The sequence below is a fragment of the Rhizobium sp. PAMB 3182 genome (assembly GCF_052908355.1).
On the sequence record NZ_CM128607.1, the window covers coordinates 2,301,426 to 2,313,191 of the forward strand.

Consider the following 11,766-nt stretch of genomic DNA (forward strand, 5'->3'; position numbering starts at 1 on the left):
TATTTCTGGACGTCAGGGCTGATCGTCCAAATTAGCATAGCTGGAGTGTCTCGTGACATATATCGTGACGGATAACTGCATTCGCTGCAAATACACAGATTGCGTCGAAGTCTGCCCCGTGGACTGCTTCTACGAAGGCGAGAATTTCCTGGTCATCCATCCCGATGAATGCATCGATTGCGGCGTCTGCGAACCGGAATGTCCCGCCGAGGCGATCAAGCCGGATACCGAGCCGGGTCTCGACAAGTGGCTGAAAATAAATACGGAATACGCCTCAATCTGGCCAAATATCACGACCAAACGTGACCCGCTTCCCGAAGCCACCGAAATGGACGGCGTGGAAGGCAAGTTTGAAAAGTTCTTCTCCGAGAAGCCCGGTTCTGGCGATTGAGCGGAGAGTATTTCCTTCCGTTACGGAAGGTTGCGATTGAAGGATTCCGCCGCACGCCGGCGGTCAACCGTCGGGGATGCCCGACGGGCATGTATTGATTGATTTTATCATATTTTTGTGGTAGACATTCTCTATCTGGTCCACCACGCGGCAGCTATGTGCCTCAATAATCACGAAAGCTACAAAACAATTCGCACGCGAAATCGGCATCGTCGTTGATGCTGTCTACAGATTTCGAGCTTCGGAGCGTTTTGTTCTCTGCATGCATTCGACCAGAGCAGAGGAAATGTACCCGTCCGTGCATTTCATTTATCCGGGCCTCACTGACCCGACTCCGGCCTTGTTGGGCCGGCAGTGTAACAGGGAGTTTTTGAATCGAATGACGACCCAGCAGAAAAAATCTTCGACGCGCCACGGCTTCAAGACCGGCGAATCCATCGTGTATCCGGCTCATGGCGTCGGCATGATCTCCGCCATTGAAGAGCAGGAAGTGGCGGGCATGACGCTCGAACTTTTCGTGATTGATTTCGAGAAGGACAAGATGCGCCTCAAGGTTCCGGTGGCAAAGGCCGTGAGCATCGGCATGCGCAAGCTGTCCGAGACGGATTTCGTCGATCGCGCCCTCAAGGTCGTCCAGGGCAAGGCCCGCATCAAGCGCACCATGTGGTCGCGCCGCGCGCAGGAATATGATGCCAAGATCAATTCCGGCGATCTGATCTCGATTTCCGAAGTCGTTCGCGACCTTTATCGCGCTGAGAACCAGCCGGAGCAGTCCTATTCGGAGCGTCAGCTCTATGAAGCTGCCCTGGATCGCATGGCGCGCGAAATCGCCGCCGTCAACAAGATGTCCGAGACCGAGGCCGTCCGCCTGATCGAGGTCAATCTTGCCAAGGGTCCGAAGCGCGGCAAGTCTGTCGAAGACGATGCTGCCCAGGAAGAAGAAGAAGCCGCGTAAGCGCTGATTGCATCACCTGCGATCTCCCAAAACCCGGCCTCAGCGCCGGGTTTTATTTTTTTGAAGAGACCTCCCAAACTCTCACATTCGTGTGATTTTTTTCCTCTGCCATTGCATTGCCGCGAAACTGGGTTCACATAATAATTGTTCGCCTGACTTATTAATTGTTTTCTTGCTGGCGGGTAGTGAACAATTTCGCGGTTGGATCGTTGTACCGACGTAGGTTGCGCGGATGGATAAGGATGAAGCGACCTGAACCCATTGGGGTTTGGCGCTTTTCATAGATTTAAGACTTTAATTGCCCCAGGAGAAGTCTGATGAATAGCATTGCCATAGACCGTCAGCTCAGCAGGGTAGCCAGAAGCGCTCCGTACCTCGCCCGCGAGGAGGAACACGATCTTGCTGTGCGCTGGAAGGAAAGCCACGACCAGGGTGCGCGCAACCGCATCGCCATGTCGCACATGCGCCTGGTTATTTCGATGGCCAACAAATTTCGTAATTTCGGATTGCCGTTAAGCGACCTCATTCAGGAAGGCCATGTGGGTCTCCTGGAGGCTGCCGCTCGCTTCGATCCTGAACGTGAAGTGCGTTTCTCCACCTATGCAAGCTGGTGGATCCGGGCGTCGATGCAGGATTATATCCTGCGCAACTGGTCGATCGTCCGCGGCGGCACCAGCTCGGCGCAGAAGGCCCTGTTCTTCAACCTCAGGCGGCTGCGCGCCAAGCTTGCGCAGGGTGACACGCACCTGACGGCCCAGGCGATCCACCAGGAAATTGCCTCCGCGCTCGGCGTCAGCGTGTCCGACGTGCAGACCATGGATGCCCGTCTTTCCGGCCCGGACGCCTCCCTGCAGGCGCCGGCGATTGCCGGCGACAACGACAGCAGCGAGCGCATCGACATGATGGCGAGCGATGAGCCGCTGCCGGACGAGCAGGTCTCCGACATGATCGACAGCGAACGCCGTCGCGAATGGCTCACCCATGCGCTCGACTCGCTCAACGACCGGGAAATGAAGATCATCCGCGCCCGCCGGCTCGCCGAAGACGGCGTGACGTTGGAAGAACTGGGTTCCGAACTCGGGATTTCCAAGGAGCGTGTCCGGCAGATCGAAAACCGGGCGATGGAAAAGCTCAAGGCCGCTCTGATGTCGGCCGATCCGATGCTCGCCATGCTTTAGACGCGGGTCGCATCATCCCTGTAAAAACGGCCCCGTTCGGGGCCGCTTTTATTTTGGCCCAGGTTTTCAACCCTTCGTGAAGACGTAGTCGGTTTCCTGGCGCAGCACTTCGCCTGGACGCAGCACGGGGCTGGGAAAGCTCTCATGGTTGATGGCGTCCGGCCAGACCTGGGTCTCCATGCACAATCCCGAAAACGCGCCGTAGGTACGGCCTTCAAGGCCCGGGACCGGCGTGGCGAGCTTGACGGCGGCGTAGAACTGCACGCCCGGTTCGGTGGTGCGCACTTCCATGGCGACCCCCGAACTGCTGCTCTTGGTCAGCGCCACGGCGCGCTTGGCGCCACGTTCCGTCGACAGGCAGAAATTGTGGTCGTAGCCGACCTGCTTGCCGTCCTCGAGCATGCGGATCGGCCGCATCTGGCGGAAGTCAAACGGCGTCCCGCCGACCGGCCGAAGTTCTCCCGTCGGGATCAGGTTCGCATCGGTCGGCAGATAGTAATCGGCGGCGATCAGCATGTCGTGGTCGAGGATGTCGGCCTTGCCGTCCAGATTGAAGTAGCTGTGCTGGCAGAGGTTGGCGAGCGTCGGCTGGTCGGTCGTCGCCTCGTATACGACCGACAGCACACCGTCGCCGTGAACCGTGTAGGTCGCCGAAATCGAGCAGTTGCCGGCGTAACCGCAACGGCCGTCCGGATCGACGATCTCAAGGCGAACGCTGTCTTCCTTCAGATCGGCAATCACCCAGTTCTGCTTGCCGATGTTGTTGGCGCCGCCATGCAGGTGATTGACGCCCTTTTCGTTGAGATCCAGCTGATAGGCCTTGCCGTCGAGCGTGAACTTGCCGCCGGCGATGCGGTTGGCGCAGCGGCCCGGCGTGGCGCCGAAGTTGGAGGAATATTTCGGATAGCTGTCGAAGTCTTCGAACCCGAGCACGAGAGGCGGCTGGTGGCCTTCGAGGCGAAGATCCTGGATGACGGATCCCCAGGTCATGACGTTGGCAGTCAGGCCGCCACCGCGGATCGTCACGCGATAGACCGGCTCGCCGGCATCCGTATGGCCGAAAATTTCACGCTCCAACGGTTTGACCGTCATCTCCCATTCCTCTTCGTCATTTCGGTTGATTGACTCTCGTGCCGCCTGCCGGAGGCAGGCAATTGCATACATGGCGCAGGGCAGACTTCAAGACAATTCCCGCGTGGCCTTTTCCAGTCCGCCGAGCGTCAGGGGAAACATCCGGCCTGCCATGAGGCCGCTCAGCAGGCCGATCGACGTGGTGTAGTGCCAATAGGATTCCTTGACGGGATTGAGCCATACCGATTTCCGGAAGTGGTCGGTGATCCGTCTCAGCCAGACTGCCCCCGCTTCGGCATTCCAATGTTCGACAGAACCGCCAGGATGGGTGATCTCGTAGGGCGCCATGGAGGCATCTCCGACGAAGATCGCCTTGTAGTCGGGTCCGTAGGTATTGAGGAGTTCCATCGTCGGGGTGCGCTCGCCGTAGCGGCGATTGTTATCCTTCCAGACGTCCTCGTAGATGCAATTGTGGAAGTAGAAATATTCCATGTGGCGAAATTCCGCCTTGGCCGCGGAAAACAGTTCTTCGACGGCACGGACATGATCGTCCATTGAGCCGCCGATGTCGAAGAACATCAAAAGTTTGACGGCGTTGCGCCGCTCCGGCCGCGTCTGGACGTCGAGATAGCCATGTTCTGCGGTGGCGCGGATGGTGCCGTTGAGGTCCAGCTCGTCAGGCGCTCCCTGCCGCACCCATTGCCGCAGCCGTTTCAGCGCGACCTTGATGTTGCGCGTGCCGAGTTCGACCGTGTCGTCGAGATTGGCGAAGTCGCGCCGATCCCAGACCTTGACCGCCCGGCGGTGGCGCGAGGTTTCCTGGCCGATGCGCACGCCTTCCGGATTGTAGCCATAGGCACCGAAGGGCGAGGTGCCGGCGGTGCCGATCCACTTGTTGCCGCCCTGGTGGCGCTCCTTCTGCTCGGCGAGCCGCTCCTTTAGCGTTTCCATCAGCTTTTCGAAGCCACCGAGGCTCTCGACGAGCTTCTTTTCTTCCTCCGTCAGGTGCCTTTCGGCGAGCCGGCGAAGCCACTCTTCGGGTATGGCGGCGTCCGACGGACCGGCTGCCGATCCCGAAACGGCTTCAACCCCGCGGAAATATTCGGCGAAGGTCCGGTCGAAACGGTCGATGAAGCGCTCGTCCTTCACCAGCGCCGTGCGGGCGAGGTAGTAGAAGGCCTCGACATCATAGTCGGCCAGTCCGTCCTCCATGCCTGCCAGCAGCGTCAGAAACTCCTTCAGCGTCACGGGGACGCCGGCTTGCTTCAGGCTCAGGAAGAACGGGATGAACATGCAGGCGACTATAGGCCGGCGCGGTCAGCCTGTCAGCCGCTGATCCATCCGGTCGAGGCCGATCTCGGCGAGATCGTAGGGTGTCGTCTGGTAGACCTGGTTGATCCAGTTGCCGAACAGCAGGAAGGCGTGGCTGCGCCAACGGTTGAGCGGCTGCTTGGTCGGGTCATCATCCGGGAAGTAGTTGTGCGGTGGCTTGATCGGCGTGCCGGCCTCGACATCGCGGAAATACTCTTCCGCCAACGTCGTCGAGTCATATTCGACGTGGTTGAAGATGTAGAGCCGGTTGCACTTTTCCTCGGAGATCAGGCAGACGCCGGTGTCGTTCGATTCCATCAGCAGTTCCAGGCCCGAGCCTGCGCGCAGGTCTTCCTTGCGCACCTCGGTCCAGCGCGAGACGGAAATCTGGAAGTCGTCGGAAAAGCCGGTCAGATAGGGCGATGCCGGCTTCAGGTTCTTGTGGCGGTAAACGCCGAAGGCCTTTGCCGGCAGATTGTACTTCGGCACCTTGTGGAAGTGCCAGATCGCCGCCATCGCGCCCCAGCAGATGAAGAAGCTCGAATGGACGTTGGTCTCGGTCCAGTCGAGGATCTGCTTCAACTCATCCCAATAGGTGACGTCTTCGAAGGGCAGCGTCTCGATCGGTGCGCCGGTGATGATGAAGCCGTCGAACTTGCGATCCTTCACCTCGTCCCAGGTGTTGTAGAAGGAGATCAGATGGTCCTCGGGCGTGTTCTTCGCCTTGTGCCCGCCGATGCGCACCAGCGTCAGCTCGACCTGCAGCGGCGAGGCGCCGACGAGGCGGGCGATCTGCGTCTCCGTCTTGATCTTGTTCGGCATGAGGTTCAGGAGGCCGATCTGCAGCGGCCGGATGTCCTGCCGGAGCGCCGTCTTCTCATCCATGACCTTAACGCCTTCACGCACGAGAATGTCGCGGGCGGGGAGTTCGTCTGGAATTCTGATCGGCATCGTAGTCATCCTTCATGCGGTCGGGCGCGAGCCCAAAGACAAAAAAACCGGCGGCGAAATCGCAACCGGTCCTTGGAACATTCGTTTGTCCGCGGCCCTTTTTAGCGACTTCTTTAACGTGGCTGCAAGCCGGCCGGCCAAATCACCACGGAACGCCTATGAAATAGCGCCAACTTGAATGAGAATCAAGAAAAAGCGCACTCAGGGGAATATGGACATGCGCCATGCCCCTCCCCAACCCCTCCCCACAAGGGGGAGGGGCTTTGCCGCCGAATCTGCCTCTGCTTCCATAAGCATCCTGATGATCAGGATAGCGGGCTGGGTGAAGAGTGCCGCGGGAGATAGCCCCTCCCCCTTGTGGGGAGGGGTTGGGGAGGGGACTTTGTGTTGGTGAGCGAAAGCTTCAGCCGTCTCGCCTTGCCATGAAAGCCAGGCGTTCGAACAGGTGGACGTCCTGTTCGTTCTTCAACAGCGCGCCGTGCAGTTTCGGCAGGGCGTTCTTCGCATCGCCGCGCAGGCTCATCGGATCGACGTCGTCGGCGACGAGGAGGCGGATCCAGTCGAGCGCCTCGGAGGTTGACGGGCGCTTCTTCAGGCCCGGCGTCTCGCGAATCTCGTAGAACTGCGTGAGGGCGGCGCGAACCAGCGACTGCTTGATGCCTGGGTAGTGAACCTCGACGATGCGCTCCAGCGTCTCTGCGTCGGGGAAGCGGATATAGTGGAAGAAGCAGCGGCGCAGGAAGGCGTCTGGCAGTTCCTTCTCGTTGTTGGAGGTGATGATGACGATCGGCCGGTTGGCGGCGGCGATCGTTTCGCCGGTTTCGTAGACGTGGAACTCCATGCGATCGAGTTCCTGCAGGAGATCGTTCGGGAATTCGATGTCGGCCTTGTCGATCTCGTCGATCAGCAGCACGACCTTTCGGTCGGCCTCGAAGGCCTGCCAGAGCTTGCCCTTGCGGATGTAGTTCTTCACGTCATGGACGCGTTCGTCGCCGAGCTGGCTGTCGCGCAGGCGGGAGACCGCGTCATATTCATAAAGGCCCTGCTGTGCCTTGGTGGTCGACTTGATGTTCCATTCGAGGAGGTCGAGGCCGAGCGCGCTCGCCACCTGGCGGGCAAGCTCCGTCTTGCCGGTGCCGGGCTCGCCCTTGACCAGCAGCGGTCGCTCCAGCCGGATCGCGGCATTCACCGCCGTCATCAGGTCCTTGCCGGCGACGTATTCTTCCGTTCCTTCAAAACGCATCGTTCGTTCATTCCCGCTGTTCAACCACCTAGACCTATTGCCTGAGAGGGACGCGGGCAACAGAAAACCCGGCGGAATTGACTTCCGCCGGGTTCTGCAGAGCGAAAGCGGAGACCGGCCTGCCTAAGGAGAACACCGCTACTCCAAAACCGGTCCCCGCCTTTCAGGCGGCACGCCCTACGCTCTGATCTCCTGACGCTGGAAGGAGACATATGCGATCGTGTAGACCACGACCATTGCTGCGATCAGGCCGGAAAGCTGCGGCCAGATCAGAAGTGCGCTTTGATCGAAGGGCAGCGGCATGCCCATGATCGCCCCCTGCAACTGGCTCATGAAGACGAGGCCGAGCGAGCGGGTAGCGGGGTTGAGGATCGCCATCGTCGCCTCACCGAAGAGCGTGTTCGGGGAGATGCGCGACAGCGCCTGACCGATTTCCGCCTGGTGAACGATGGTGACCGGGTTGAAGGGATCGGCCGGCGCAATGGCGCTGGCGATCAGCGGCGCGATCATGCTCCAGAAGATCGTGAAGATCAGCCACAGCGTCAGGCCTGCCAGCGCCGAGGTCGCCGGCGAGCGGAAGAGCGTGGAGAACAGGAGCGAGATCGCCAGCCAGACACCGGCATAGGCGAGCGAGATCAGCAGGAACGTCAGGCCCCTGAGGATTTCCTCGCCGGAAGGCGGCAGGCCGAGCATGATGATGCCCATGCCGGTGACAAGCAGCCAGAGGGTGATCAGGCAGATGCCGATCACCATCAGCCCGCCGAGGAATTTTCCGGCAAGCAGCGCGTCGCGGTAGATCGGCTGCGACAGGATGCGGCTCATCGTGCGGCGATTGTATTCGCCGTTGATCGCGTCGAAGCCGAGCGAGATGCCGACCAGCGGCAGGAGGAAGCCCAGGAAGGCGATGAACGACGGCAACGGGTCCTGCGCGGTGGTGAAGATGCGCAGGAACAGGAAGGGATCCTCCCCGACCGTGTTCTTGATCTGGCCGATGGCGCCGTAGATGGAGCCGATCGCCGTCAGGATGACCAGCAGCATGACGAGATGCATGCGCGGGCTGCCCATGTGATCGGCCGCCTCCTTCATGGCGACGGTTGCGAGACCCTTGAAAGGAGATCCTTCACGCTGCTTCATCGCGGTCGCCCTCCTCGAAATAGCGGACATAGACCTCGTCGAGGCTCGAGCGGTCCATCGACATGCCCTTCAGCCTGCCGCCGGACTGCACAATCTTTTCGGCCAGTTCGTCGCGCACGTCGCGAGCCGCGTCGATGCGGTAGCGGCCGGTTCCGGTGGTGGTGACGTTGCTCACTCCGTCGATGGCGCCGCCGACAGCCGCGACATCGCAGTTCTCGGCGTCGATCTCGATGACATAGGCGCCGCCGAGCACCTGGCTTGCCAGATCGCTGACCTTGCCGATCAGGCCGACCTTGCCTTTCCTGAACAGCGCGACCCGCGAGCAGATCGACTGCACCATGGACAGAAGGTGCGAGGAGAGCACGATCGTCATGCCTTCGCCGGCCAGCTTGACGATCAGGTCGAGCAGTTCCTGCGTCGACTGCGGGTCGAGGCCCGAGGTCGGCTCGTCGAGGATCGCCACTTCGCAGGCCTTCACCAGGAGGTCGGCAATGCCGAGCCTCTGGCGCATGCCGCGCGAGAAGGTGGCGACGCGCCGGTCGATGACATGGCCGAGACGCACGCGATCCATTGCCTCGACGATCCGCCTTGCCGCCTCATCGCCGGGAATGCCGGCGAGCCGCGCGGTGTAGGCGAGGTTCTCCCGCGCCGTCATCGAATCATAGAAGCCGACGGCATCGGGCAGGTAGCCCACCCGCCGCTTGACGGCGAGTGGATCGCGGTAGGGGTCGTGCCCAAGGACACGAACCTCGCCGCCGGAGGGTTCGGTGAGGCCGAGCAGGAGCAGGATGGTCGTCGTCTTGCCCGCTCCGTTCGGTCCGAGCAGGCCGAAGACCTCGCCCCGCTCGACTGTCAGATCAAGGCCATCCACCGCAATGTGGTGGCCATAGGCTTTCCGGAGGCCTTTCGCCTCTATGACCGGCGTGCTCATCTGCGGCCATACCGGGCAACCGCGAAGGCAAGAACGATCACGGCGGAGCCGATGACGCCGAGGCCGGCGAGGCCCCACATGGTGGAGGTGGTGACGGTGACGCGGAAGTCGGAGCTATCCGACACGCCGTCGCCGCGGGCCGAGACGGTGACCATGTAGTCGCCGGCAATTGCCTTGTCGGAGGGCGTCATGTGGACGGCGAACTTCTGGTCGCTGCCGGGAGCGAGTTCCGGAATGGTCTTCGGATCGACTTCCATCTTCCAGCCCTGCGGCGCGCTGGCATTCAGCGACACGTTCGCGGCAGGCGCCGAGCCGGAGTTGGAGACGGTGAAGTCGAAGGTTTCTTCCTTGCCGGCTTCGGCGCGGCCGGAGAGGCGGCCTTCGGGCGCGGCGAGCGCCACCTTCGGCTGGCCGGTGATGTCGAGCATCAGCTTGGTCGCGGCCTTCACCTTGTCGTTGGAAGCGCCGGCGGCGACAGGGTACTGGCCGGCGGAAATGTCACGTGGCGGGGTGACCGAGAGCTTCACGGTCTTGGTCTCGCCGGGCTTGAAGGGCAGGCTGGTCAGCTCCTGGCTGCCGTACTGTTCCTTGAAGGTGGTCTGGAAGCCGGCCGGCGCGTCGGCGAGCAGGTTGAAGGTCTGATCTTCGGCGCTGTCGTTCTTGATCGTCAGGTCGAAGTCGAAATTGGACCGGGGCGTGCCGCGAAGTGCGGGAAGCTTCGGCTCGATCGTCACCTTGTCCGGGTCGGCGGCGGCGAGCGTCATGGTGATCGGCAGCTTCAGCGACTGGCCGTCGGCGGTCTGGCCGATGACGGTGAAGTCGTAGGTGCCGGCCTTGACGTCCTTCGGCGCGCTGACCTTCAGCTGCAGGCTGCGGTTCTCGTCCGGGGTGACCATGGCGGCCTTGACCGGCTTGCCCCCGCCGTCAAGCTCCCATTTCCAACCGTCCGGCAGGCCGTTGACGTTGAATTCGACGCGGGCGGGCGGTTCGTTGGAATTGGCAAGACTGAGGGAAAGGGTCGCATCCTCCCCGATGCGTTCGGTAATGGCCGGATAATCGGTGGTGAGCCAGAGGCCCGAGGGTTTCATGTCGGCCTGCTGGGCCATGGCAGGAATTGAGCACAGCAAGGCGGCACCGGTAACCATGGTCACCGATGAAAGGCGGCGTAAGCGATTCATCGCATCACTCCCGAATCTGATTTCTTAGAGGCTTGTTTTCGACTTCGTTGTGGTGGCGTGCCCGCTCCCCGGCCGGTCGGACCGTGGCGCGAACAAGGAAACGCTTTGCCCGAAATGTGACCAAAGTCGGGCAGGAAAATTACAAGCTCGTAATGTCAGAAAAGCCTTAAGCAGCGGCCGGCGTGCCGAAAACAAGCACCAGAACGGCAAGCGCTATACCCGCGATAAACACAATTCTCTGCGGCAATATATCGCGCTTCTTTACTTCCAATGTTGCCAGAAGTGCCTGAACGCACTGGATTCCGTAGTAGAGAACGAATGCCTTGGAAGCATAGGAGATGATCTCGAAGATGTCGGCCGACCAGGTGACCGCGATGGCCACCAGCGCGGTCGCGAGATAGCCACCCCTGACCGGAATGCGTCCGCGTGTCGCACCGTTGACGAGCCCGGCGGCGCCGTTCAAATCGGCCATGGCGGCGGAAAGTTGCGATGCGAGGGCCGTCAGGATGACCAGCGGGGCGGCCGCGCTGCCCAGCGAGGCGACCATGTCGATGATCTGAGTCTCGCCGCCGACGGCCGGCAGGTCCGTCGGAAAGAACGGCGTGACCAGCAGGATGAAGGCGAGATAGATCGCCGTTGCGATCCCCTGCGCGTAGATCATCGTGCGAATGCGTGTCCGGCGGTCATAGGTGTTTCCGAGATAGCGGGAGGTTTCGAAGCCCTGGACGAGGATGATCAGTCCGAGCAGGACGCTCAGCCTTTCCCCGCCGGTGTCGTGGTTGATTTCCGCCAGATGAAACGTGCCGCCGTTGAACGCGAGGAAGGCGGCATAGGCGAGAGCGGTGATGAGGCCGGCGATCAGCGCTAGCTTGATGGCGACGGCGGCGACCTCGACATGCTCCAGCGCCCGCAAGCCGCGCAGCGTGCCGATCAATCCAAGTGCGCCGATGACGACGGTCGCGATGATCCTGCCTGTCCATTGATCGACGATGTCGTCGGCCTTCAGCGCGAAGGAGGCGAAGAGATTGATGTAGTAGCAGACCGAGATGAAATAGGCGAAGGCAAGCGCCAGATCGGAGGCGCGTTCGAGAAACAGGATCGGCCCCGTCTCACCGGCCTCGACCATCTCTTCCACATGCGCGATGTTGTAGCGGATCGCCGCCCCGAACATGTAGGCGGCAACGCAGAGGAACAGCATGGCCGCCCAGGCCCAGTTGCCGGCGACATGGGCAAGGACGGGACCGGCCACGAGGAAACCGGAGCCGATGATCGAGGCAAGCGGTGTCACCGTCGCCCGCCATGTCGGCGAAGCGAGCAGCGTCGGCCGGAAGAGGATGATCGCCGCGATTGCGGCGGTGAGGATCATGATGATGTTGGTCGACATGATCGGATGCTTAACCCCTCGCGAAGGCGATGGATAGCC

Annotated in this window: 11 protein-coding genes and 1 riboswitch; of the genes, 3 read left to right on the plus strand and 8 right to left on the minus strand. The window is 61.2% G+C overall.

Annotated features, from left to right (window positions below; translation table 11 throughout):
- Positions 1-52 precede the first annotated feature (52 nt).
- The 3 genes from fdxA to ACU5AZ_RS11205 all read left to right on the plus strand — a co-directional run bounded on the left by fdxA (position 53) and on the right by ACU5AZ_RS11205 (position 2,524).
- On the plus strand, positions 53-391 hold the full coding sequence (fdxA, locus tag ACU5AZ_RS11195; RefSeq protein ID WP_446822459.1) for a ferredoxin FdxA: 339 nt from the start codon (positions 53-55) through the stop codon (positions 389-391).
- 379 nt (positions 392-770) lie between these two features.
- Positions 771-1,346, plus strand: coding sequence for a CarD family transcriptional regulator (locus tag ACU5AZ_RS11200; RefSeq protein WP_261928430.1), 576 nt, complete (start codon positions 771-773; stop codon positions 1,344-1,346).
- Positions 1,347-1,663: 317 nt separating this feature from the next.
- Positions 1,664-2,524, plus strand: a complete 861-nt coding sequence (locus tag ACU5AZ_RS11205; RefSeq protein WP_446822460.1) for an RNA polymerase factor sigma-32 — start codon at positions 1,664-1,666, stop codon at positions 2,522-2,524.
- A gap of 66 nt (positions 2,525-2,590) precedes the next feature.
- Here the strand turns inward: ACU5AZ_RS11205 and ACU5AZ_RS11210 are convergent, their stop codons facing one another.
- The 8 genes from ACU5AZ_RS11210 to ACU5AZ_RS11245 all read right to left on the minus strand — a co-directional run bounded on the left by ACU5AZ_RS11210 (position 2,591) and on the right by ACU5AZ_RS11245 (position 11,727).
- Positions 2,591-3,616 carry an aldose epimerase family protein gene (locus tag ACU5AZ_RS11210; RefSeq protein WP_446822461.1) on the minus strand — a complete coding sequence of 342 codons (1,026 nt, stop codon included), beginning with the start codon at positions 3,614-3,616 and terminating at the stop codon, positions 2,591-2,593.
- A gap of 87 nt (positions 3,617-3,703) precedes the next feature.
- The gene (locus tag ACU5AZ_RS11215) at positions 3,704-4,888 is read right to left on the minus strand and encodes a vWA domain-containing protein (RefSeq protein ID WP_446822462.1); all 1,185 of its coding nucleotides are present in this window, start codon (positions 4,886-4,888) and stop codon (positions 3,704-3,706) included.
- A gap of 24 nt (positions 4,889-4,912) precedes the next feature.
- The gene (metA, locus tag ACU5AZ_RS11220) at positions 4,913-5,857 is read right to left on the minus strand and encodes a homoserine O-acetyltransferase MetA (protein WP_446822463.1); all 945 of its coding nucleotides are present in this window, start codon (positions 5,855-5,857) and stop codon (positions 4,913-4,915) included.
- A gap of 79 nt (positions 5,858-5,936) precedes the next feature.
- A riboswitch (SAM riboswitch) is annotated at positions 5,937-6,016 on the minus strand.
- 244 nt (positions 6,017-6,260) lie between these two features.
- On the minus strand, positions 6,261-7,100 hold the full coding sequence (locus tag ACU5AZ_RS11225; protein ID WP_446822464.1) for an AAA family ATPase: 840 nt from the start codon (positions 7,098-7,100) through the stop codon (positions 6,261-6,263).
- 177 nt (positions 7,101-7,277) lie between these two features.
- A complete protein-coding gene (locus ACU5AZ_RS11230; protein ID WP_446822465.1) occupies positions 7,278-8,234 on the minus strand; it encodes an ABC transporter permease in 957 nt (318 codons plus the stop codon).
- Positions 8,221-9,165, minus strand: coding sequence for an ABC transporter ATP-binding protein (locus ACU5AZ_RS11235; RefSeq protein ID WP_446822466.1), 945 nt, complete (start codon positions 9,163-9,165; stop codon positions 8,221-8,223). Before ACU5AZ_RS11235 ends, ACU5AZ_RS11230 begins: the two co-directional genes overlap by 14 nt.
- Complete coding sequence (locus ACU5AZ_RS11240) at positions 9,162-10,343, minus strand: COG1470 family protein (protein WP_446822467.1); 1,182 nt, start codon at positions 10,341-10,343, stop codon at positions 9,162-9,164. The genes ACU5AZ_RS11235 and ACU5AZ_RS11240 overlap by 4 nt, the downstream gene beginning before the upstream one ends.
- Positions 10,344-10,509: 166 nt before the next feature.
- Positions 10,510-11,727, minus strand: a complete 1,218-nt coding sequence (locus ACU5AZ_RS11245; protein ID WP_446822468.1) for a hypothetical protein — start codon at positions 11,725-11,727, stop codon at positions 10,510-10,512.
- Positions 11,728-11,766 lie beyond the last annotated feature (39 nt).